Genomic DNA, 23,485 nt, shown 5'->3' on the forward strand with positions numbered 1-23,485 from the left:
GCTGTAGCAATCCTGTATCAATGGGTGTCAAATACTTTTGACACCCACATCATATAACATCATTATAAAAGAATTGGGGGCTATATATGGAGACATCAAAGCTTATACGCATTAATGAGTCTATAACTCTTTATCATGGCTCAAAATCAGGCATTAATGGGAATATTACACCAACAAGCAGAGAACACTGCGATTTTGGAAAAGGATTTTATATGGGCACCGAAAAATCACAGCCTCTCACACTAATTTGCAATTATCCAAATGCCAGCCTTTATACCCTAAATCTGGATTTAACAGGTCTTGATATTTTAGATTTGAATCTGGATTTAGACTGGGCACTGTTTGTAGCATATAATCGTGGCAAAATGGACATTATTAAAGGCTCTTCGCTATACAACAGGTATGCTGACTTAGGTGGAAACTATGATATAATAAAAGGCTATATTGCAAATGACAGGATGTTTATTGTATTAGACCGCTTTTTCAGTGGGATAATCACTGATATTGCACTTATTCACAGCCTCTCAGCCTTAAAGCTCGGTGAGCAGTATGTAGCCTTAACAAAGAAAGCCTGTGATAAAATTGAAATTATTAACAGCCAAGTCTTAACAGATGGCGAGCGTGAAAACTTAAAGCAAGAAAGCGAAATAAATCGTTCAAAAGGTGTTAGCTTAGCCGAGGAAATCTGTAGAAAATACAGGCGAGAGGGCAGATTTTTTGATGAAATCTTAAATATGGAGAATTGAGATGAAAAATTTTACACTCGAAAAAATGCAACTCTGTGATATACAGGGAAGACTTTTTGAACTTGCACTTAAAAAAGGTTATGACTGTCCTTCTTTCATAGAAGCCTTTATGAATAGCAGGGTTGCTGCCTGTCTTGATGATGTTTACGACAGAATGCAATGGGCAGGCGAAGAATATATGCTCGAAGAACTAGGTGACGAGGTAAATGGGCTTAAAAAAGCAGGTACCATTTTTGATAATGAGGTAATGTATTGGACGGGCTATTGCTACCGTTATTGGCATTATTATACAAATGAGTCAAGCAAGAGGATATATACAATCGCAGACGCTAAAACCATGAACGAGTGCTGGCAAGGTTTTCACACCCTCGATGTAGAGATGGCAATTGAGAACTTGAAGGAAATATACGCTCAAAAACAGGCTATGAATATTCAATATTCCACTTAACAATTAATCTTATAACCAAGGGTTACACCTTATCTTAGGGCGTAACCCTTGGTCTACTCTTTAATAGTTATATTAAATCAGGTTTAGTCCATATTATTTACCCCATCTCCACCATCTCATCCACAATATTCATAGTGGAATCTCTGTGTGAAACAAGGAGGATGGTTCTGCCCTTGCTCCTTTCCTTTAGAGCCTTCAATATAATTCCCTCATTTAAGGAATCCAGATTGCTGGTTGGCTCATCTAAGAGGATGAAAGGCGCATTGTAAAGGAATGCCCTCGCTATACCAAGTCTTTGCTTTTCTCCACTTGAAAGTGTATCTCCAAGCTCACCCACCAAGGTATCATAGCCCTTTGGAAGCCCCGAAATAAACTCATCTATTGAAGCTGCCCTCGCAGCCTCCCTTATTTCACTAAGTGTGGCATCAGGCTTACCAAGTGCGATATTCGAAGCTATCGTACCTGTGAAAAGGTGGGTTTCCTGAGTCACATAGCCCTCAAGCTTTCTAAGATCATCAGTAACTATCTGCTTTATATCCTTTCCCGAAATGAGAATCTCTCCTCCATCTGTCTCCCAGAACCTCATAAGCAGCTTAAGGAAGGTAGACTTACCTGAGCCGCTTGCCCCGTGTATGCCTAATATCCTGCCCTTCTTTATCTCCAAAGTGAAGTCTTCAAGGATAATCTTATCTCCATAAGAGAAATCTACATTCTTTGCCATTGCTCCCGAGAACTCCTTAAGCGTCACCCCATTCTTGCCCTTTTTAACCTCAACAACCTCAGGCTCTTCCTCAAGTAAGGCAAGCACACGCTCTCCACTTGCAAGAGTCTGATTCAGATTATTGGAAAGGGATGAAAGCGCTACTACAGGGCCGAAGGAACTCATCATTGCAATAGTTGATATCACCACAGCTTCAAAACTTATTACTCCATTACTGTAGAGAATGAGAGTTAAGAACAACATTCCATAGGAGAATAACTGTATGGCTCCATTGGTAAAGCTACGTTGCCTGCCCTCTGCATCAGCAAGCTCTTCCTGTATCTTAGCCAGTTGCACCGACTTTTTATAAATAGCCTTTTTCTTCTTCTCTCCTGCACCATACTGAATAGTCTCATCTATACCACGAAGCTCCCCAAGTACAAAGCTAGACAGCTCTCCCACAGAGTTTCTAAACTTCATTCCAAGGGCACTTCCCCTTCTGCCGTTAACGACAGGGATGATGGCACCTATTACCACATAGGCTATGAGTGCAAATACACCTGCTACTACCGAATAACTGCCTATAAACACAGTCATTATAAGAGATACGATGGCTGCAATGGCTATCGGAGATATTGTATGTGCATAGAAAACCTCCAAAAGCTCAATATCAGTAGTTATTATAGAAATGAGATTACCCTTGTCCCTGCCCTCAAGCTTAGCAGGGCAGAGCTTCCTAAGTGCCTCAAATATCTTATGTCTGATAACCGCAAGCAGCTTAAATGCTATAAAATGATTGCAGTACTGCTCAATGTAGTGAAATACTCCTCTTAATACAGCCACAAGCACCATAGCCGCCATTATCTTACTTACTTCCGCGCTAACTCCCGCATTTTTAGAGAGATAGTCCACAGCACCGGCAAGGAAGCCTCCTGTAGCAAGACTAAGCGCCTTAGCTCCAAGTATGGTAAGTGAGATGGCACAGAGATAGCCGGCTACTCCAAGTAAAATAGCAACAGCCATTATATGCAAAAGTGGCTTTATAAGGACTATAAGCCTGCTCATAATAGCAAGTCCGCTTCTTCTCTCTTCTCCCTTTGGCTCTGCATACTCTATTTCTTCGCCGTTTTCTTCACTATCAGCCACTACAGCCTTTCTTACGTTCGGCTTAAGCTCCTTCTTCTTTGCATAGGCTTCAAGGGCAGTCTGTGAGTTAAATAGCTTGGCGTACTTTCCATTCTTTGCAAGCAGTTCCTCATGCGTACCGCTTTCAGCTATCTCACCCTTATCCATCATATAGATATTGTCAGACTCTATTACATTGTAAAGTCTGTGAGAAATCATAATTACGGTTTTCTTGCCTGCAAGGCTCTTTATAACCTCCATTATCATCTCTTCGCTTTCAGCATCTATATTTGATGTAACCTCGTCAAATATCATTACCTCAGACTTAGATAGCAATGCCCTTGCAAGTGCCAGTCTTTGAGCCTGACCGCCTGAAAGGTTACCTGCCTTTTCACTAATCCTTGTATCAAGTCCGTCTCTCTCCTCAAAAAGCCCATCAAGTCTTACCTTTCTTAAGACCTCCCATAACCTTTCAGGAGTAGCATCCTTGTCAGCCATTCTAAGATTTTCTTCAACAGTTCCCTTGAAAATATAGCCATTTGACTTAACCAGGGTCACCTTTTTAAGAAGTGCTACCTCATCTACTTCCCTAAGTTCCTTACTGCCTATCTTTATACTTCCGGTGTAGCCCTTATTTCTTCCTGAAATTATACCTACAACCGTACTCTTGCCGCAGCCTGACTCACCAACAATGGATGTAAAGCTTCCCTTAGGAAAGAGCAGATTAACTTTTTTTAGTATATTTCTTTCTTCCTCGTACCTAAAGCCCACATCATAGAGGCTTATTACAGGAATCCCCTCATCTAACTCTTCGCTTCCCTTCTCTCCCTCATCGGTATCAAGAAGCTCAAATATCTTGTCGGAAGCCGACATTCCATTCATAGCTATATGAAAATACGAACCAAGTATTCTAAGAGGGAGGAAGAACTCTGATGCAAGGAGAATCACAGTAAGCATGCCTGCAAGGCTTATCTCTCCCTTAAGAAAATATCCTATTCCGACTAACATACCTACTGCTGTCCCGCCATAAGCCATTATATCCATAACAGTTGTCGATATTAGCTGCATGGTAAGGACCTTCATTGTTATCTTCCTAAAATGAGATGCCTCCACATCCATTTCGGCAGCCTTTCTCTCGTCTGCCCTATATATTTTGGAGGTGGTAAGTCCCTGGAGATTCTCTAAAAATGTATCTCCAAGCTCAGAATACACTCCCCAGTATTTCTTAAAGAGCCTTCCTGCTATCTTCATAACCGCCACTATTGAAACAGGAATGAGTGGTACGAGAAGGAGAAGTACAAGGCTGACTGCAAAGTTTACCTTGATAGCAAGCACCACAAAGAGAATAAGCGGTGCTGACATACTGTAGGCAAACTGTGGGAGATATCTGCCAAAGTAGGTTTCAAGCTGCTCCACTCCCTCTGAGCTAAGCTGAACTACCTGAGAGGTAGACACTTTCTCCCTGTAACCTGCACCAAGCCTAAGGAGCTTGTCATAGATTTTCTCCCTTATTATCCTTTTGACATCTACGCTTGCAAGGTAGGACTCCCTCACTTCAAGCTCTTCACAGGTAACCCTTATTATATACACTACTACAAAGGTAATGATTGCTATAAGAACAGCATTCCTGTCAAGTGCACCTCCTACAGCGTCTTCAAGCACACCTGCAAGTGTAAATACAAGGACTATCTGAGCAATTAACGACAGAATCTGCAACAATATATGATAAATAATATGCTTCCCGGCGTGTGACAATAGTCCTATCAGTCTCTTTTTAATCATTTTTATCCCCATCAATCTCTATATTTTTCGGGCTCTCATCCCCATTTTCATCCTCAGTATAATTCTTTACCCCAAATATAAAGTAAACCACATGGCAGACCCACACTATAGCGAGTACTATCCTGCCAATGGGAACATTTTTCATCATAAAAAAGCCAAATCCCATTACCAGGGTAACGCAGACAATAATTTTTATTTTTGTTTTAACAGTCATTCCTTTTTTCTTTACAAAGCTTTCAAGGTTTTTCTTGTATAGGTCTGTTGACATAAACCACTGATGAAGCCTATCCGAGCCTTTTGCAAATGCAAAGAGAGTTAACATATAAAACGGAAATGAAGGTAAGAGGGGAACTACAACTCCCACCGTACCTATACCAAAGCAGGTAAAGCCAAGTATTATCCAAAATATCTTTGTGACCTTATGTTTTTCCATGGTCTTCCCTTCACTACAATAATGATGCAAAAAGCCTCAAGAAGAGCTGTCCAAGCCTTATTACCGATCTTTTACCTGTGCTGTATTCTTCTGTCACCTCCCTGCACTGCCTAAATGTCTTCTCAAAGTCCTCTCTCATTTCGGTTGCGATACCCTCATCTACTATAAAGCAGGCATTTTCAAAATGATGGTAAAGGCTTCTATAGTCTAGGTTTATAGTGCCGCAGACAGCCATTTTATCATCTACCACATTCATCTTCGCGTGGCTAAACCCCGGAGTCCACTCGTATATCCTCACTCCATTTCTTGCAAGACCGTTGTAGAAAGAGCGGGTTACCTTATATACCAGCTTTTTATCAGGTATGCCGGGAGTTACTATCCTCACATCCACTCCACGCTTGGCTGCAAGGGAGATTGCATGGTTCATTTCATCCGTAATTATCAGGTAAGGAGTCATAAAGTAGCAGTATTTCTCCGCCTTATTTGCCATGCTTATATATACATTTTCTCCCACCTGTTCTTTATCTATCGGAATATCTCCATAAGGCTGTACAAAGGCCTTACTCTTTGCCACATAGTCAGTCCGTGGAAGATATTTCTCGATGTCAACATCATCCTTGTCCGAGCGCTTTACTGCATTCCACATCTCTAAGAATGATATTGTAAGAGACTTAACAGCATCTCCCTCAAGCCTTATTCCTGTATCCTTCCACATACCATAAGGATGGGTTAGGTTGAAATACTCATCTGCAAGGTTATAACCTCCCGTAAATCCAACCTTTCCGTCCACTATAGTCATCTTTCTATGGTCTCTGTTATTTAAGAACACATTGATACCGGGCATAAACGGATTAAACACCCTGCAGTTAATCCCAAGCGACTTGAGTCTTTTTGCAAAGTCTCTATTTACAAAGCCCACAGAGCCTACATCATCGTAATACACTCTGATTTCCACGCCCTTCCCAGCCTTCTCCACAAGTATCTCTTCTATTCTTCCCCAGGCAGTTGTATTCTGTATGGCAAAGTATTCCATAAAGATAAATTTCTCCGCCTGTTTAAGTGCCTCAAGCTGTGCCTCAAGCCCATCTTCAGCCCTGTCATAGTAGGTGACATCTGTATTTTCATATACGGGATAGTGAGAGTATTTACTTAAGTAAGCCGCAATCCCGTAGGCATTGGGTTCACACTCCTCCAGTTTATCTAATACATGTGTATTCTCAGGTAAAAGCGGAAATATCTGCTCATCTACCTTCTTATAACGCTCCTTCATCTTCTTGGTACCGCCATTTAAGCCGACAAGCAGATAAAGGGTAATTCCCACAACATGAGTTCCCAGTATAAGCAGTATCCACGGCATTTTCATTGAAGCCGTCTTTTGCTGTCCGTATATATACAGACTTAATGGCACTGTAATGATTCTAATTGTAACTTCTATCAAGGCAAAATCCCTGTAGAGATAGTTTATTATTATGAGAATCAAAGCAACCTCAACCAGTATAGACAGTACGACAAAGCTAAGCCTCTTGATACCGTTTCTGGTCTTACTCTTACTTTCTATGGTCTTTATTTTATCCACCATCATACCTCCGTACTCTGTAAAATAATCAATGACTTTCAATATCGTATACTATTTTAACATAACAACGCTTTTAATTCAATGATAGGACTCTAAATGTATATGACAGACTTTTTAATTCACATTTTTTAATGACAAAAGAGAAAAACTGTGATACACTATAGTTTGATTGGTTACTTTTTGAGTTTTTGTCTTTCTTGCAAATACATATATGTAACCTTTTGCATTATAAGTCATACACTACTCAACAAATCAGCCGATAAAGCCGAAATTATTAACAGATAGTCATTTAAGGAAGGACGGAAAAATGTTAAATAATAAAAACCAGAAATTATTCACTCTCTCAGCAAAAGGCGTTTGCTGTGGTTTACTTGCAACAGGATTGCTAATACAGACCGGCACTTACCCTGCTTTTGCAGCCACCTCCGGTCATAATAATTATAGAAATGCTCTCGCCTCTCTCTCAGATAGCGAGCTTCAGTCACTTCATGAAAAAATATGCAGTCTATGGGCTTATACTCAGGCTGAGGACGAGGATATCCTTATAAATGAGCACGAAATCACCCTAGATGTGGGCGATACCTTTAAGCTTGAGCTTAAAAGAACAAACGGTGAAGTAGTGCATGGGGTTGAATGGTTTGTAAAAACAAGGGTTCCTTATGATGAGCTATTTACAGCTGGAAACTACAATCTTCAGGATGGCGCCTGCTCTATAACGAGCGACGGACTTGTGACTGCCAAAAAAGCCGGTACGACAGAGTACTGGGCAAAGTACGGCGATGCCCTTTACAGATGTGTTGTAGTGGTAAATCAGGCGGGTGAAACAGCTCTTTCCAAAAAAGTAGTTGAAATAGCCGATAAGTTCAGGCATTTGAGTGATGTAGACAAGGTGATGGCTGTCCACGACTATCTCATAGACCACATAGAGTATTCCAATCCTCACATCAGAAGCTTTGCCTACGGTGCTTTGATTGAGGGAAAGGCAGTGTGTCAGGGTTATGCCCAGTCTCTTGCCATGATTCTTAATAACCTGAATGTCGAATGCCATACAATAGTAGCCATGACCAAAGGCTCTAATCCTGTGCTGCACGAATGGGTGAGGGTGAAGCTTGATGGAGAGTGGTACTACATTGACCTCACCTGGGACGATACTCCTTGGGCAGAGGACAAAAATTATAAATACTTTTTGATAAATACTGATATGATATCAAAGGACCACGAAACAGGGTATTCTCTTGCAGGCGGGCCTGAGGTAGACGGAAGTAAATATCTCTACTACGCTTACAAAAAGCAGGGTATATTTGCAGAGACAAAAGATGATATCGATAAGATTATAAAAGACCAGATTAATGCTACAAATCAGTCATATACTACGGTAAAAATAGCAGTGCCTGCCTCAGTCCCTGACTATGAGATTCATGGTGCGATAAAGAGAATAGCAGGGAATCAAGCTACCTTAAAAGAGTTAAATGACATTAAAAATACAAGTGGCAGTTATCATCATTACGGCTTTAATGTAGGCTTTATAAAGGCCGTTCCTACATCAAACGCAGAGCTTACGGGAATCAGGCCTATAAATGCTGCGGGCGGTACCACTACAGGCTTAGAGCTTACATTTAGCGAAGATATAGGAGAACTCACTCCTTTCAATGTAAAAATTAGTAATGCCCATATTACCGGTATCAGAAAAACAGGAGCAGGCATTTACGAGCTTACATTTGGAGAGCTTTTATCAAGAAATGATACTGACCTTACTGTTTCAGTAAGTAAGAGGGGATATAACATCTCAAACAGCGAAAAGACGGTGCATATAAGCGTAGCTAAAGAGCAGATGCCTGAAGTAGGCTTTGAGGCTACAGGGCTTACAGAGGGCAGGCTTGTAAGTGTAGAACCCGGGCTTAAGTACAGTGTGGGAGACGGTATCTGGCACGATATAACCTCCACATCTCCCGTTAATGTTACAACAATTTATAAGACTCCCATAGCTATCGTTAGAAAAAGCACAGTGGATGGCAGATTGGATTCAGAGGCTCAGTTTATTCGTCCTATCAATACCAGAGAGCCTATGAATCTAAGGGCGGTTAACTGCAGCACAAATAACAATGACGGTAAAATCCTCTATCTAAACCGTCAGATGGAATACCAAAAGAGTGGCGGCAGCACTTGGCTGGCAAGTCCCGGAAAAGAAGTTACAGGACTTTCAAGCGGAGAATACAAGGTAAGATATAAGGCCAGTGGCCTGAACCTGGCCTCAAGCGAGGTCACAGTGACCGTAAATGCAGGCCCTGCAAACACGGATGTACAAAGACCTTACACTCCTATATTTAGACCCGGTGTAAATGCCGGTACAGGCAGTCCTACAGGCGAAAATAATGGTTCAGTGGGCAGCTCCTCTGCCGGTGAGGTTGTAGGCTCTTCTGGAGGCGGCTTCGCTGGGGGTGGTGCTTCTAGCGGTGGTTCTGCAGGTGGTGGTTTCGCTGGTGGCGGTTTTACCGGTGGTGATTCTGCTGGTGGTGGTTTTGCCGGCGGTGGCTTCGCAGGTGGTGGTTTTGCCGGTGGTGGTTTTGCCGGTGGTGGCTTTGCCGGTGGTGGTTTTGCCGGTGGTGGCTTTGCCGGTGGTGCTGATACCGAGGCTGATAGTAAGAAGGCTGATGTCTCTAAGTCTAATGATGCAGGCGCAAAAGAAGCAGAGCGCAAAGATAATACAGCCTCTTCTACCGAAAGCACTGATGTTATAAGCATTTCTAAAAAGGTTGCTTCTTTTTCAAAGTCTGACCTTGATGACATTGTTAAGTCAGGCGTTAGGGCACTTAATATTACCGGCAACAAGGTGAAGCTTAGCTTTGAAGCAGAGGCAATTAAAGCGATTAGCAAGCAGGCAGAGGAAGATATAAATATAAAGGTAACAGGCAATAATACCGCCGGACTTTCCTCTAAGACAAAGAAACTTATAGGTGTCCATCCTGTATACGATATCAGTATTTCAGGAAAAGACGGCACAAAAATTACTACTCTGGGCAAGGGACGTGTGACAGTATCCATCCCTTACAAGCTTGGCAAATCAGAAAAAGCTGAAAATTTACTCATATATTACATTGACAAAAAGGGTAATGTTAAAAAAGTATCAAAGGCAGTTTATAGCTCTAAAACAAAAACCATAACCTTTGCAACAGGCAGGCTTACCCGCTTTGCTGTAGGGTATAAGAAGAAGTAAGACTTATAAATATGTTTTACTTTGATAAGCCCTCCGATAATTCGGAGGGCTTTATTTATCTCTCAATCAAATCCTCTACCTCACAGCCGAGGGTTTTAGCAAGGCGGTAAGCTGTTTCAAGACTTGCTTTGTTTATATCTTTATTGCGTTGCTCATACATTTGAATTGACCGAAGGCTAACACCTGAGAGCTTGGATAATTTTGATTGAGAACAACCATAGGTTTTACGAAACCGTTTTAAGTTTGTTTCAGGAAAAAAGCTCTTCACCCTCTCATCTATAATTTCAGCTGATTTTGTTATGTCTGCCTCATGTAAGGTATGGTACATTCTCTGCAAATCTGCAAATGACACAGCTCTTAATATTTCGCTAAATTTCCTGTTTGTATACCATTGATAATAGGCTACAACCCAGCCAATCCAGTACTCCTCACTACGTCCATAGGACTCTTTAGCCTCTACCTCAAGTATTTCTCCTTTAGTCTCAAATACAATTTCTCTCACAATTTCAATGCCGCTTTTGCCCACTATACTGGATGCTTCCCCATTTTCAATATGTCTGCTTACAGAACTTGTTGCAAATAGTTTTACAAAGTCATCACCTAGAATACCACAGTCATTTACCGCGTAATCAAAAGCAGTCCCAAGTACTGACTGTGCTTTATTAAGATATATTTCTTGGTATGCATGGATCGTCATTTGTTATGCCTCCTCTTATAATATCCTGAATATATAGTCCGTCGCTTTCTTTATCCAACATTTCAAAATACTGCCTATTAGCCTCATCATTTCTCGATTTGCGATGTACATAATATTTTCCCTGTTCTGCAACCTCAAAACCTTCATACTTTAGCTTTGTAAATGCATACTTTGATTTGATAACAATCTGCTCTCCTAATTTGCCTAACTTCATAGCCTGCGCAAGCTGTTCTACAGAAATAGCATTGTTGATAAACGACTCTGCATAGTCAAAATATGAATCATCTGCACGGTAGCCGGTAATAATATCAAATGCGTTAACATTTATACTAAACTTTTCAATAAGATAGTTTTTTGCTCTTCTTGCGACAGGCGTTGTAATAGAAAACAAGCGATGCTCCACTAACACTGCAATCCAGTTAAGTATAGTGTAAGCAGAACTATTTAAATTCAATATATTTAGATGTTTGGTATCAAGTGTGTATTTATTGGCAAATCCATCGTGCAAAGATGATACCGCCCATTCTTTAGCCAGTTCAAGGCTTTCAGTACAATAAAAGCCTATCCCAAAGTCATTATTCTTCCGGCCTTCACCCCACATTGGATGCTCAATTATTTTCTCTGATCCATGAAAAATAGTGATATAATCCTCCATCTTTTAACCCCCTTTTTGCGATTGCTTAGATTATATCACTATAGTGATAGTTTTTCAATTGATTTAATTCGGTTTTGCGTTATATTCCGTAGGATTTATTCCTCAATCTCCACGAACTTCTCCCTGCCTCTCTCGGTCAAATCATAAATATTCTTATCTATATCTATCCTTATAAACCCTTTTTTTATAAGTCTTCCTGCTATTTTATCAACCTCGGCCTGCTTCCATTTGAGATGGTTCTTGATTGAGCCTAATCCCAGTTCCTCACTTTCCTCCTTTTTGCCTGAATGATTACCTATATGGTTGAGGAAAAGTCCTAGTTTTAACTCACTTTTTCTCTGTAATCTTATAAATATAGCAGTAATCAGCCCTTCTCTATTAAACAAAAAGGTAAGTAAAAATGTAACTCCTGCGGCTGCCGCTGTCATTCCAGACATAGATACATTCATAAGAAGTGAAAGCACATAGCCTATACCAGAATTGATAACCGCATAGCCAACCGATATCACTATCATTACCTTTAGATCTTTACTTATAAGATAGGCTGCTGCCCCGGGAGTAATCAAAAACGAAACCACCAAAATAGCCCCCACCGCATCAAAGGCAGTAACTGCTGTAAACGATGAAAGTGTCATCAATGCATAAAACAGTGCTACCGAGGAAAATCCTGCAAGCTTTGCGAAGCCCCTATCAAAAGTAGTTATCTTAAGTTCCTTAAAAAAGATAATAACAAAGAGCAGGTTTATCAACAATAATATCTCCATTTGAACCAGAGCCTTAGGCAGGCTCATTCCAATAAACTCTACCCTATTTAATGGTGCAATTATGACCTCTCCCATTAGCACTATATCAGTATCCAGATGTACGTTCCTTGCAAATTTAGTGATTAAAACTACTGCAAGAGCAAAAAACATCGGAAAAACTATTCCCACTGCATCATCATTTTTAACAAGTCCTGTCCCTGAAAGAAACTCCACGACAAAGACAGTAATTACCCCAAACAATGCCGCTCCTGCTATTAGAAATGGCGAACCCACATCTTTTACTATGAAAAATGCGATAACTATTCCCAGTAAAACTGAATGTGAAATGGCATCTGAAACCATTGAAAGCTTCCTTAATACCAAAAACGGGCTCAAAATAGCACAAGCCATGGCAGTCGCTACTAGCACAAAAAGAGACTCGTAGGATATGGCAAAATATGACATTAGCGAATCTATCATTTCATCCCTGCCTCCTCATCCTAAGGTTCTTTATCATCCCATGTGGGCCTATCACAAGAGAAATGATTGCAAGACTTCCCATTATGAGGATAATAGTTGCTCCCGTACTCATCCCGTCATAAGCGGTTGATATATAAGTGCCGACAAGTGCTGAAACTCCACCAACCACACCTGCTATTATAAGCACCCGACTAAATTTATCACTCCACTGAAGAGCTGTAATTGCGGGTATTATAAGCAAAGATGAAATAAGGATAGCTCCCACAAGTTTCAGTCCTGTTGCTATTATTCCCATCGTCATTACAAGAATTATGCCATAGAGCAAAACCGTCCTTATCCCAATGGTGCTTGCATATATTTCATCAAATAAAAATACTTTTATTTCTTTATAAAACAAAATCAGTAAAACCAACATAGGTATGCCAACATATACAATAAGCTTTACATCATCCTTCATAATGTAAGCTGCCTGTCCGAAGATGTAGCTTGAAAGCCCTGACTGTGCTGCATCCTTATAAGTACTGTTGCCCTGAATATGGCTTTTTAGCACCATGCCCACTCCAAAAAATGAAGATAAAACTACTGCAAGTATCGCATCCAGCTTAAGCTTTGAATTCTCTTTTATAACTTGAATAAGCATGAAGGCAGTAGTACCTGAAACTACCGCCCCCAGAGTTAAAAGCACCGGTTCTCTTTGCATAAATAACATAAATGATAGGACTATCCCCGGAAATGCGGCATGACCAATGGCGTCTCCTATCAGCGACTGTCCCTTAAGTACTGTAATACAGCCCACAGCCCCTGCTATAGCAGCAAGCAAAAATGTCCCGCTTCCGACTATGATAAATGAATAGCTTGTAAGTATGTCGATGTTAAACATTTTTCATCATCGCCTTTTCTAAATTTTCGTTTGTGAATACCTCACTCACCCTGCCCGCGGCTACTACCTTTTTGTTGATAATTACAACATGGTCAAAATATTGCCTTATTGTGGCAAGATCGTGATGAACTATCACAGCAGTTTTCCCTTTTTTTTGCTCTTCTTTTATAAAATCAATTATTACCTTCTCTGTAACCTTATCTATGCCTGCAAGAGGCTCATCCATAAAATAAATCTCTGCCTCCTGTGCTATCAGCCTTGCTATAAATACCCTCTGTCTCTGCCCTCCTGAAAGCTTGGATATCTGCCTATTCTTAAACTCATACATGCCTATCCTTTTAAGAGCAGCCTCTGCTTTTTCCCTATCCTCCCTCCCGGGATGCCTAAACCAGCCAAGGTGTACATATCTGCCCATTAGCACCACATCCATAACCGTAGTAGGAAAGTCCCAGTTTACCTCAGAAGTCTGTGGAATATAGGCTATTTTCTTCTGAACCTTTTTAATAGGCTCACCCATAATCAAAATCTCTCCTGCAAGTTTTTTTTGAAGCCCTAATATCCCTTTTATTAAGGTCGATTTCCCTGCTCCATTAGGCCCTATTATGGCTGTAACCGAACCTGCCATTATATCTATGTCGCAATCCCTAAGTACAGGCTTGTCGTGGTAGGCTATGGTCAAATCCTCTACCTTTACAATCACCTCTTCCATGCCTACCCCTCCTTCTTACTTTAAGTTTTCAGTGATTAACTTTATATTGTGTTTATACATATCTATGTAAGTATCACCACTTTGCCCCTCGGGTGCAAGCGAGTCGGAAAACAGCTCATTTCCTTCGCCACTTACAACCTTTACATCAAAACCCTTCGCCTTGCAAGCCTCTTTAAGCTTCTCCATCCTTGCAGGATCTGTGGTAGATTCTGCAAATATAGCTTTAACCTTATGCTTCACAATAAAGTCAACAGTCTTATCTATATCTTTATTTGCAACCTCTGAATCTGTGCTAACCCCTTGTGGTGCTACAACTTCAATGCCGTATCTTCTTGAAAAATAGTTAAAGGCATCGTGTGGCGTAATCAGGTACCGTCCACCTTCAGGAATCTCTGCAAGTGATTTTTTATTTTCTTCATCAAGAGCTGACAGCTTTTCTAAGTAAGCTTTTGTATTTTTATCTATTTCATCTTTTTTATCAGGTAAAAGCTCAGAAAGCTTTGCGCCTGCATTCTCGGTGGCTTCTTTGTAAAGATCTACATCAAACCAAAAATGCGGATCTATTATTACCGCCCCATCTTCCTCCATCTTGCCTATTTTGTCCTCAGGAAATGTGGATGCTACCGCATATCCCTTCTTTTCAAGCACCTCCTGCATCTTCCCCTCAAAGTGCAGTCCATGAAAAAGCAGCAAATCAGCCTCTGCTATCTTCTTTAAGTCCTCAGGCTTTGCTACATATAGGTGAGGATCCTCTCCCGCAGGGATAATCAGCTCTTTATCCACCATATCACCTGCAAGCTGATTTACCATGTCGTACAGAAATGAAGTTGTTACTGTTACCTTCTTTTTAGGCTGAGAATCAGCATTACTTACAGCTTCCTTAGTACTACCCATATTCCCACAGCCTGTTAAAAGCAATACTCCAAATAGTAAAAATAATATTGTTTTTCTCAATTTTCTATTCTCCTTTTAGAAATAATTTAAAGCATGGATTGGTTAGTTATAACTAACTTATGCTTAGTATATTCTTATAGAGATTTCATGTCAAGTAGATTTTTCAGGAAGTAGTTTTCAAAAGCCTCAGTAAGCCTATTTTTCAGTTCTTTTCAAAATTTTAATCAAGGTATTGAAACCCGTCATATTAACCTGTAGAATAGACTTAAGCGGGTAGAGGTAACGCCAACTTCCCCGTTTATAGGCAGCTTAAACCCCTGCTTATATCTGTTTCAGAGTTTTTAACATTTTAACTTATATCACTTAACAGGAGGTATCTATGCCAATAGTATTTCACGAAAGTTCTATGACCTTCCATTTGTCAAATGGAAAGATAAGCTACATAATAAGCGTCATTCAAAATGGAGGAATCGAGAACCTCTACTATGGAAAGGCTATAAAAGACAGAGACAGCTTTTCCCACCACCATGAAGAGATGGGACGCGCACATATGGCTATCAGTGTGCCTGAGCCGGGACTGCTTGCACGACATTACATTAGAGATGAATATCCAAGCTATGGAACAGGTGACTTTAGAAGTCCTGCCTATACAGTTTTGCAGGAAAATGGAAGCCGCATAAGCGATTATAAATATATGGGCTACAACATACTCAAAGGCAAGCCAAGTCTTGCACCGCTTCCTTCTACTTATGTAGAATGTGATTCTGAGGCTGACACCCTTGAAATTACTTTGGTTGATGATGTAACAAATACCGAAATGATACTCTCCTATACCATTTATGCTGATTATCCTGTCATAACGAGGCATACCCGCTTTAATCACAAGGGAGAGGCTCCGATAGTTCTCACAAAGGCCCTAAGCTTTGCCGTAGACTTCCTTGATATGGATTATGAAATGATTCATTTCTCAGGAGCTTGGGCTAGAGAACGTTATCTAAAGAGAAGAAAACTTGAAATGGGTGTCCAGTCAATTGGAACCGTTACAGGAACAGGCTCCGGTGCTGACCACAACCCTTTTATAGCCCTTGCAAGGCCTGAAACTACCGAATGCTCAGGTGAAGCTTATGGCTTTAGCCTTGTCTACAGTGGCAATTTCTTAGCTCAGGTCGAAGTTTCTACCCACGATATGACCAGAGTAATGCTTGGCATACATCCTGAAAACTTTTCCTGGAAGCTTGAAAAGGGCGATAGCTTTGTAACTCCTGAGGCTGTGCTTGTGTACAGCGAGAGTGGCTTTAATTCGATGAGCCACTCTCTTCATGACCTATACAGAAACCGCTTGATCCGAGGAGAATGGAGGGATAAGGCTCGTCCTATCCTTCTTAATAACTGGGAGGCTACTTATTTTGACTTTGATGAGGAGAAGTTACTTAAGATTGCTTCAAAGGCTAAAGAAGTAGGCGTCGAGCTCTTCGTCCTTGATGATGGATGGTTCGGCGCAAGAGATGATGATTACAGGGGACTAGGTGACTGGTTTGCAAATACAAGAAAGCTCCCTGACGGTGTTCCCGGACTGGCTGACAAGGTAGAGGCTCTTGGCCTTAAGTTTGGTATCTGGGTAGAGCTTGAAATGGTGAATAAAGACAGTGACCTCTACAGAGCACATCCTGACTGGCTAATAGGTGCACCTGATAGATTTGAGTGCCACTCAAGGCATCAGCATGTTCTTGATATGTCAAGGGATGAGGTGGTTGACTATCTCTATGGCTGTATGGATAAGCTACTCTCAGAGTCAAAGGTTTCTTATATCAAATGGGATATGAACCGCTATATGACGGAGCCTTTTGGTAGGGAGCTTCCTTGTGACAGGCAGGGAGAATTTATGCACCGCTACATCCTCGGTGTGTACAAGCTCTACGACAGGCTTACCAAAAAATTCCCTCATGTGCTCTTTGAGTCCTGTGCAAGCGGAGGCGCAAGATTTGATCCGGGTATGCTCTACTATGCTCCACAGACCTGGACTAGTGATAATTCCGATGCAAATGAAAGAACCAAGATACAGTACAGTACTTCCTATATGTACCCTATCGTGTCTATGGGCTCTCACGTATCTGCAGTTCCTAATCACCAGATGAGCAGGACCACCAAGCTTTCGACCAGGGCTTCTGTGGCTTACTTTGGTACCTTCGGTTATGAGCTTGACCTTAATCTCCTTAGTGAAGAAGAAATTGAAGAGGTGAAGAAGCAGGTAAGCTTTATGAAGGAGCACAGGGAACTTATACAGTTAAAGAGCGACTTCTACAGACTAATCAGTCCTTTCGAGCACAACGAAACCGCCTGGATAGTTGTTGCAAAGGATAAGAGCGAAGCCATAGCCATGTATTATCAGAGGCTTTGCAAGATAAATGGTGCCTTCCTAAGGTTTAAGCTTGAAGGACTTTGCCCTGAGACCTGCTATGAAGTGTCCTACAATCTCTTAGGTAAAGAGATTTCCTACAAGGCTTATGGAGATGAGCTTATGCACATGGGTATACCTGTAAATAAGGGAGATCTTGGAACTATGGGCGGAGATTTTTCAGCGATAATATTTGTAATTAAGAAAGCAGTATAAACTGCAATTAAAATCCCTATCCTATAGAATGTATTAGAAATAGGCTAAAAATTAAACAGGACTGTCATATGGCAGTCCTGTTTAATTCTCTTTATATGGTATAGCCGGTATGCTCACAGTGACTACAGTTTCTTCATTTTCCTTACTTTCAAACTCCAAACCAAACTCAGAACCATAGTATAATTTAATCCTTTCATTTATATTTCTGACTCCATAACCCGAACCTGCGTGCTTTATCTCATTTGTCTCTTTTAGCAGGTTATCTATCTTATCTTTGGACATTCCTACCCCGTCATCTTTGATAATTATGTAGATTCTGTCCCCTTGAAGCACGAAGTTGATTTTTATTACACCTCTGCTATCCTCTTTTTCAAGAATACCATGCATGATGCTGTTTTCAACCAGGGGCTGAAGTATTATCTTTAATATAGAATACTTCTTAAGCCACTCTTTTTCCTCTATATCAAGACTTATTTTCTTTTCAAAACGCATATTTTGTATACGCACATACGCCTGTACATGACGGACTTCATCTTGAAGTGAGAAAATCTCTTTCCCCCTATTCAGGCTTAACTTATAAAATTCAACCAAGCTATTAATCATATCTGCTATTTCCGGGACATCGTGTTCAATAGCAAGGCAGTTTACCAAATCTAAGGAATTATAAAGGAAGTGCGGATTTATTTGCGCCTGAAGAGCTCTTAGCTCAGCATTTTTAACATTCTTACCCATCCGATACTTTTCATCTATCATTTCTTCCATACGAAGTGTCATTGCCTTAAAGCTTTTCATTAACTCTCCGATTTCATCTGAACCTACAGGCTTGATTTTGTGCGAAAAATCTCCAGATTCCACACGTTTCATTTCTTTATTTAAAATAAATATCCGCTTTAAATTGGAATTTATGGTCAAGTATGCAAGACCATATGACACGGCTGCAATCCCAAAAAGCGCTATTAAAAGAGTCAGATATAAGGCCTGCTGCTTCTCTAGCACCGATGCTTGTGGCACAAGAACGTTCAGATGCCATCCATTGGCACTTAGCATTTCTGTCCTAAAAATATATTTCATATTTTTATATTTTACAAAGCTCCAGTCATTACCAACTCGCTCTCTCTGCATCTTAGCCAGTTTTTCCGTTTCAAATTCTTCTCCGTTTCCTTTAATGCCATAAATAATATTTTTCCCATCACTGAGTAATACGGATGTTTCCGAATCAAACTTAATTCTCTTTAATAGTTCTTCTATTTTACTTTTGTCTATATCTATTCTTAGTACTGCCATAGGCTCACTTAACGAATCAGACCTATAGATTATTCCCAAATACGAGAAAAATCTTGACCTCGTTCCATCCGGTTCAATAATATAACCTGGCTTTACCCAGTGCCTGCTGTTCATTTTTGTATTAAGCTTCTTATACCACTCTGATTGTTCAGCCATATTTAGTGAAAATATCTCTTCATCATTTATGATGGATGGTCTGTCGCTTTTTACATAAAGCCTTATACCATCAATTTGTGATGACTGATTTATATAGCCTATTCTTTTCATAAATGCATTATAATAAAATCTCTGACTAAATACAGTATCACCATCTATACTTTCTGCAGCTAACTTATATACCTCGTCATTTGACAATATATTTCCGAGGGCTGTTTCCATAGCATCAAAATATCTATCTAAGATATATATTGCCTCATTATACGTATATGACATCGTATTTGTCGTTTGTTTTAGGATTAATTGGTTGGTAAAATAATATGAAACTGCAGTAAAAAGAAGCAGCGGTAGCACCAGAAAGAATACAAAAACCAGATTTATCTTTGTACTCAAAGCTGTATGAGCCAATATTCCCATCCACTTTTTATTAAATGATTTCATACTTTTAGCCTTTCTAACCACCCTCTAAATGCTTTCCCTGTATGCCTTTGGTGTTACACCGGTTTCCTTCTTAAATGCCTTAGAAAAATAGTTTGCATCGTGATATCCTATCTTCCAAGCAATAGAACTTAGAGGCGTCCTGTCCTTTTTTAACAGCGCCTTCGCCTTTTCTATTCTTACCTCGGTTATAAACTGATTTATGGTTTTGCCTGTATCCTTCTTAAATAATAAAGACAAATAATTGGGAGATAGGTACATTTTACCAGCTATCTGTGATATACTAAGTCTCTCATCTGAATAATTGTCGAGTATATATTTTGCAACTTTATCGGAGAGCTGTGAATACTGAGATTTACTATCTTTATTATTAAAATATATTTTTGCAGCATCCTTCAGACATTCACTCATTTCCTCCAGGCAACAAGCCTCTCCAAGAGCAGATAAAGTCGCTGCGCTTATATCTCCAAATTCAATGCTGTCCTGGCTTTTTGCTCTTTGTGTCAAAGTAAGTAACAGAGTGAGATAATATCCACGTACGCTGTCTACTGTAGTTTCTGTGAAAAGTGATATCTCATCTGCAAGTGTGGATAGTGAATCCTCCAGTTCACCATAATTTCCATACCTCCACAAGTTAAGCATTTCAATGGGTAATTTATCTGAAAAATCATACTTTCCTGTTGCCTGTTCTTTTGCATCTTTTATTACCCCGCCTAAGAAACATTTCCTCCTTGCAGCCTTTGCCTGTATAGCAGAAGCTTTTAACTCTTTTATGTCTCTTACAGATAAACCCACTCCTGCAAACACGCGACGTAGCTGTGGCAATTTTTGCAACAGTTCTTTCCTTAATTTTTCAATAAGACTGTATGCCTTATCTTTCTGTAAGTCATTATCTATATTGAACAATACAACAATATGATTTAAGTCCTTTACTGCAAACAGACAATATTTACGAAACATAGCATCATCAGACTCATTTGTATCGGGAACCCTGCTCCTAAGTAATGTCGCGATTAATTCTTCCAATATCGATGACAGTGCATTCTCATCATATTCTACTTCTGCTGAAGGATCCTGAGGATAAAGCCTAAATTCAGATGCAATATATTCTGTTCCGAGTAAAAAAGGGTATTCTTCTATATCAGCGGTTACATTCTCTCCTGTCAGAATGTCCATACATACCTTTTTTTGCTTGACATAGTAATTCCTATTCTCAAGCATTTGCTGTTTCTTAATTTCTTCAACTGCTGATTTAACTACCTCTTTTATCTCATCAGGCTTGATAGGTTTCTCAACATAGCTTACCGCTCTCAACTGTATTGCTTCTTTCAAATACTCTCTATCAGAATAAGCACTAAGAAAAATAATTCTACAATCCTCCTGCTCTGCTTTTAGGCATCTTGCAAGCTCTATACCATCCATCTTTGGCATTCTTATATCACTTAGCACTATATGAGGCTTGAAACCTTTAGCTATTTCAAGAGCTTCTCTTCCATCACCGGCAGTTTCAATTTTAGTGATACCTATTTCTGACCAGGTTATATGGTTTAATAGTACATTTCTTGTGATTCTCTCATCATCTACAATCAAAAGCCGCATACCTGCTCCCCTTTTCCATTGATTCAAATATTGTAAAATCACGGGACCAAAAAAGTCCCGTGAAATTTACCCCTTATATTAGTTCAAATGAAGCTTTATTTTCTGTAGCACTACTGTTTCCTATAAACAGATTGAAGTGCCCCTTCTCGCTGCCTACTGTATAATCAGCTCTTACAAAGCGAAGCATAGGCTCTGTTATCCTAAAGCTAACCTTACCTTCTTCTCCAGCCTCTAACGTAATCTTCTTAAAGTCTTTAAGCTGTTTTATTGGCCTTGCTACACTCGCTGCTATGTCATGAATATAAAGCTGAAGTGTTTCAGTTCCCTTTGCACTTCCTAAGTTTTTCACGATGACCTCGGCTGTTATTTCACCATCATCACTTAGCTTATCTGATGACAGGGTAATATTAGATATGCTAAAGTCCGTATATGTAAGACCATGTCCAAAAGGATACAATGCCTCATTTGGTGCATCTAAGTACTTAGATACAAATCTCTCTCCCGCGTCTTCCGGTGTAAGCGGACGGCCTGTCTGTAAGATATCATAGTGAATAGGAACCTGCCCCACATTGTAAGGGAAACTCATAGGAAGTTTGCCTGAAGGTGCATGTTTTCCAGTAAGAACATCCCATATCGCCGATGCTCCCATAGTACCCGGCATCCACACTACAAGTATGGACTTTACTTTGTCACAAATATCGGTTAAAGCAAGAGGTCTTCCGGTAAAAAGAACAAGACTTACATTGTCATTTAATTCACAGATTTTCTCAAGCAGTCTTACCTGATTTTTAGGTATGGTAATATCTGTTCTGCTTGCAGCCTCACCGCTTTGTAGGAAATGCTCACCCATAAATAAAAGAACTTCATCTGCATCTTTAGCTGCCTTAAGAGCATCTTCTTCCATAGCGCGGGTTCTATCTGCATTATAATCTATTTCTTCAAGCTGTACAAAACCAGGCATCTTAGTTCCTTCAGGAAGTATTTGACAGCCTTCGTGGAATGAGAGTTGATATCCATCAAGTCTCTCTCCAACCTCTTTTACTGTCTCTACAGGGCCTTCTTCGCCCATTATCGCCCAAGAGCTTAAGAGCTTTTTACGATCTGTATATGGTCCTATGCAAGCAATTTTCTTTCCTTTCTTTATTGGAAGATTTCCTTCGTTTTTAAGTAATACAAATGACTCACAAGCAGCTTTTTTAGCCAGTTCCTTATGCTCATCACATAGGCATAATTCTTTTTCTTTCACTAAATCCAGTCCTTTGAACGGATTCTCAAATAAGCCCAAATCATTTTTTAGCTGAAGGATTCTCATTACGCTCTCATCAAGCAGTTCTTCACTAACTATTCCCTCATCTATAAGTTCATCAAGATGTCTTGAATAATCTCCAGCCATCATGTCAATATCGCAGCCTGCTTTAAGTGCCATTTCTGCGGATTCCCTGTGGTCCGCACATACTCCATGCATAACTGCTTCTCTGATGGCAGCAAAGTCAGATATAAGAACTCCGTTAAAGCCCATTTGCTCTCTTAATACATCCCTCATAAGCCTTTTATTGACTGTTGTTGGTATACCATCAATTGTATTAAATGATGTCATTACCATCGCTGCTCCCGCATCAATTGCAGCTTTGTATGCAGGCATATAGTATTCTTCAAGCGTATGTTCAGACAGCTCAACTGTATTGTAGTCTCTTCCTGCCTCTACTGCTCCATATCCCGCAAAATGCTTCACGCAGGCAGCAAGAGTATCCTCTGCCTTAAGGTCATCTCCCTGATAGCCTTGTACTATGCTTTCAGCCATCACTTTATTTAAATAAACGTCTTCTCCTGTGGACTCAACAACTCTTCCCCATCTTGCATCCCTAACCAGATCCACCATAGGTGAAAATGTTACGTGAAGCCCTGCTGCCGCTGCCTCTCTTGCAGCCATCTTAGAGCACTCTTTAAGTAATTCCGGTGAAAATGTCGCTCCCATTGCAAGCGGCATAGGGTAAATGGTCTTATATCCATGGATGACGTCAACCATAAATATAAGAGGTATATGGTGAGGATGGTTCTCCATATATTTTTCCTGAATCGCCTTTAGCTGTGCTCCACCACTGCTGCCAAGTCCAAGGATGGTCCCACATAGTGCTAAATCCTCATCCGACAGCCCAAGATCCTTTAGCGGACCTGTAAGCACCGCATCGTCTGACAGCATATGTCCCATAATCTGAAATAGCTGTCCTATTTTTTCTTTCCTACTCATAGAGTTAAGAAGTTCTTTTAACTTGCTCTGTTCCATATTTTTTCCTTTCTCGTTAGGATGGTTGATA

General features: G+C 40.3%; 16 protein-coding genes and 1 pseudogene. 4 read left to right on the top strand and 13 right to left on the bottom strand.

Annotated features, from left to right (window positions below; all coding sequences use genetic code 11):
• The first annotated feature begins 86 nt into the window (after positions 1-86).
• Positions 87-746 carry a DUF3990 domain-containing protein gene (locus ACO6HM_RS09470; RefSeq protein ID WP_485390804.1) on the top strand — a complete coding sequence of 220 codons (660 nt, stop codon included), beginning with the start codon at positions 87-89 and terminating at the stop codon, positions 744-746.
• Between the two features lies 1 nt (position 747).
• Entirely contained in the window at positions 748-1,194 is a 447-nt protein-coding gene (locus ACO6HM_RS09475) for a hypothetical protein (RefSeq protein ID WP_485390805.1), read from the top strand.
• A gap of 97 nt (positions 1,195-1,291) precedes the next feature.
• Here ACO6HM_RS09475 and ACO6HM_RS09480 read toward each other — a convergent pair whose 3' ends face one another.
• The 4 genes and pseudogenes from ACO6HM_RS09480 to cls all read right to left on the bottom strand — a co-directional run bounded on the left by ACO6HM_RS09480 (position 1,292) and on the right by cls (position 6,813).
• A complete protein-coding gene (locus tag ACO6HM_RS09480; protein ID WP_485390842.1) occupies positions 1,292-2,959 on the bottom strand; it encodes an amino acid ABC transporter ATP-binding/permease protein in 1,668 nt (555 codons plus the stop codon).
• Positions 2,960-3,076: 117 nt separating this feature from the next.
• Positions 3,077-4,801 (bottom strand): annotated as a pseudogene (locus ACO6HM_RS09485) (ABC transporter ATP-binding protein/permease); the annotation flags it as partial.
• Positions 4,794-5,234 carry a YbaN family protein gene (locus ACO6HM_RS09490; RefSeq protein WP_485390806.1) on the bottom strand — a complete coding sequence of 147 codons (441 nt, stop codon included), beginning with the start codon at positions 5,232-5,234 and terminating at the stop codon, positions 4,794-4,796. The gene ACO6HM_RS09490 and the pseudogene ACO6HM_RS09485, both read right to left, overlap by 8 nt.
• Before the next feature lie 13 nt (positions 5,235-5,247).
• Positions 5,248-6,813: a cardiolipin synthase gene (cls, locus tag ACO6HM_RS09495; RefSeq protein ID WP_485378555.1), complete on the bottom strand. Its 1,566-nt coding sequence runs from the start codon at positions 6,811-6,813 to the stop codon at positions 5,248-5,250.
• A 304-nt stretch (positions 6,814-7,117) separates the two neighbouring features.
• Here cls and ACO6HM_RS09500 point away from each other — a divergent pair, with 304 nt between their 5' ends.
• Positions 7,118-10,024, top strand: coding sequence for a transglutaminase domain-containing protein (locus tag ACO6HM_RS09500; RefSeq protein ID WP_485390807.1), 2,907 nt, complete (start codon positions 7,118-7,120; stop codon positions 10,022-10,024).
• Between the two features lie 55 nt (positions 10,025-10,079).
• Here the strand turns inward: ACO6HM_RS09500 and ACO6HM_RS09505 are convergent, their stop codons facing one another.
• From ACO6HM_RS09505 to ACO6HM_RS09530, 6 genes are all read right to left on the bottom strand, one after another.
• Positions 10,080-10,721 (bottom strand): helix-turn-helix transcriptional regulator, encoded by a 642-nt coding sequence (locus tag ACO6HM_RS09505; RefSeq protein ID WP_485390808.1) that lies wholly within the window; start codon positions 10,719-10,721, stop codon positions 10,080-10,082.
• On the bottom strand, positions 10,687-11,376 hold the full coding sequence (locus ACO6HM_RS09510; protein ID WP_485390809.1) for a DUF3990 domain-containing protein: 690 nt from the start codon (positions 11,374-11,376) through the stop codon (positions 10,687-10,689). Before ACO6HM_RS09510 ends, ACO6HM_RS09505 begins: the two co-directional genes overlap by 35 nt.
• A 95-nt stretch (positions 11,377-11,471) precedes the next feature.
• Entirely contained in the window at positions 11,472-12,599 is a 1,128-nt protein-coding gene (locus ACO6HM_RS09515) for a metal ABC transporter permease (protein ID WP_485390810.1), read from the bottom strand.
• A gap of 1 nt (position 12,600) precedes the next feature.
• Positions 12,601-13,479, bottom strand: a complete 879-nt coding sequence (locus ACO6HM_RS09520; protein ID WP_485390811.1) for a metal ABC transporter permease — start codon at positions 13,477-13,479, stop codon at positions 12,601-12,603.
• On the bottom strand, positions 13,472-14,188 hold the full coding sequence (locus tag ACO6HM_RS09525) for a metal ABC transporter ATP-binding protein (protein ID WP_485390812.1): 717 nt from the start codon (positions 14,186-14,188) through the stop codon (positions 13,472-13,474). The genes ACO6HM_RS09520 and ACO6HM_RS09525 overlap by 8 nt, the downstream gene beginning before the upstream one ends.
• 15 nt (positions 14,189-14,203) lie before the next feature.
• Positions 14,204-15,142, bottom strand: a complete 939-nt coding sequence (locus ACO6HM_RS09530) for a metal ABC transporter solute-binding protein, Zn/Mn family (protein WP_485390813.1) — start codon at positions 15,140-15,142, stop codon at positions 14,204-14,206.
• Between the two features lie 319 nt (positions 15,143-15,461).
• Between ACO6HM_RS09530 and ACO6HM_RS09535 the strand changes: the two genes are divergently transcribed.
• Entirely contained in the window at positions 15,462-17,693 is a 2,232-nt protein-coding gene (locus ACO6HM_RS09535) for an alpha-galactosidase (RefSeq protein WP_485390814.1), read from the top strand.
• 81 nt (positions 17,694-17,774) lie between these two features.
• Here the strand turns inward: ACO6HM_RS09535 and ACO6HM_RS09540 are convergent, their stop codons facing one another.
• The 3 genes from ACO6HM_RS09540 to ACO6HM_RS09550 all read right to left on the bottom strand — a co-directional run bounded on the left by ACO6HM_RS09540 (position 17,775) and on the right by ACO6HM_RS09550 (position 23,454).
• Positions 17,775-19,409: a sensor histidine kinase gene (locus ACO6HM_RS09540; protein WP_485390815.1), complete on the bottom strand. Its 1,635-nt coding sequence runs from the start codon at positions 19,407-19,409 to the stop codon at positions 17,775-17,777.
• A 189-nt stretch (positions 19,410-19,598) separates the two neighbouring features.
• Positions 19,599-21,170 carry a response regulator gene (locus ACO6HM_RS09545; protein WP_485390816.1) on the bottom strand — a complete coding sequence of 524 codons (1,572 nt, stop codon included), beginning with the start codon at positions 21,168-21,170 and terminating at the stop codon, positions 19,599-19,601.
• Positions 21,171-21,243: 73 nt separating this feature from the next.
• A complete protein-coding gene (locus tag ACO6HM_RS09550; RefSeq protein WP_485390817.1) occupies positions 21,244-23,454 on the bottom strand; it encodes a glycoside hydrolase family 3 N-terminal domain-containing protein in 2,211 nt (736 codons plus the stop codon).
• Between the last annotated feature and the right edge of the window lie 31 nt (positions 23,455-23,485).

The sequence above is a fragment of the Catonella sp. genome (assembly GCF_057250765.1).

What these genes read in the sequence shown, in the direction of transcription:
- ACO6HM_RS09470 (WP_485390804.1), top strand. Translation starts at nt 87, where the DNA reads ATGGAGACATCAAAGCTTATACGCATTAATGAGTCTATAACTCTTTAT.
- ACO6HM_RS09475 (WP_485390805.1), top strand. Translation starts at nt 748, where the DNA reads ATGAAAAATTTTACACTCGAAAAAATGCAACTCTGTGATATACAGGGA.
- ACO6HM_RS09480 (WP_485390842.1), bottom strand. Translation starts at nt 2,959, where the DNA reads ATGAGCAGGCTTATAGTCCTTATAAAGCCACTTTTGCATATAATGGCT.
- ACO6HM_RS09490 (WP_485390806.1), bottom strand. Translation starts at nt 5,234, where the DNA reads ATGGAAAAACATAAGGTCACAAAGATATTTTGGATAATACTTGGCTTT.
- cls (WP_485378555.1), bottom strand. Translation starts at nt 6,813, where the DNA reads ATGGTGGATAAAATAAAGACCATAGAAAGTAAGAGTAAGACCAGAAAC.
- ACO6HM_RS09500 (WP_485390807.1), top strand. Translation starts at nt 7,118, where the DNA reads ATGTTAAATAATAAAAACCAGAAATTATTCACTCTCTCAGCAAAAGGC.
- ACO6HM_RS09505 (WP_485390808.1), bottom strand. Translation starts at nt 10,721, where the DNA reads ATGACGATCCATGCATACCAAGAAATATATCTTAATAAAGCACAGTCA.
- ACO6HM_RS09510 (WP_485390809.1), bottom strand. Translation starts at nt 11,376, where the DNA reads ATGGAGGATTATATCACTATTTTTCATGGATCAGAGAAAATAATTGAG.
- ACO6HM_RS09515 (WP_485390810.1), bottom strand. Translation starts at nt 12,599, where the DNA reads ATGATAGATTCGCTAATGTCATATTTTGCCATATCCTACGAGTCTCTT.
- ACO6HM_RS09520 (WP_485390811.1), bottom strand. Translation starts at nt 13,479, where the DNA reads ATGTTTAACATCGACATACTTACAAGCTATTCATTTATCATAGTCGGA.
- ACO6HM_RS09525 (WP_485390812.1), bottom strand. Translation starts at nt 14,188, where the DNA reads ATGGAAGAGGTGATTGTAAAGGTAGAGGATTTGACCATAGCCTACCAC.
- ACO6HM_RS09535 (WP_485390814.1), top strand. Translation starts at nt 15,462, where the DNA reads ATGCCAATAGTATTTCACGAAAGTTCTATGACCTTCCATTTGTCAAAT.
- ACO6HM_RS09540 (WP_485390815.1), bottom strand. Translation starts at nt 19,409, where the DNA reads ATGTCATATACGTATAATGAGGCAATATATATCTTAGATAGATATTTT.
- ACO6HM_RS09545 (WP_485390816.1), bottom strand. Translation starts at nt 21,170, where the DNA reads ATGCGGCTTTTGATTGTAGATGATGAGAGAATCACAAGAAATGTACTA.
- ACO6HM_RS09550 (WP_485390817.1), bottom strand. Translation starts at nt 23,454, where the DNA reads ATGGAACAGAGCAAGTTAAAAGAACTTCTTAACTCTATGAGTAGGAAA.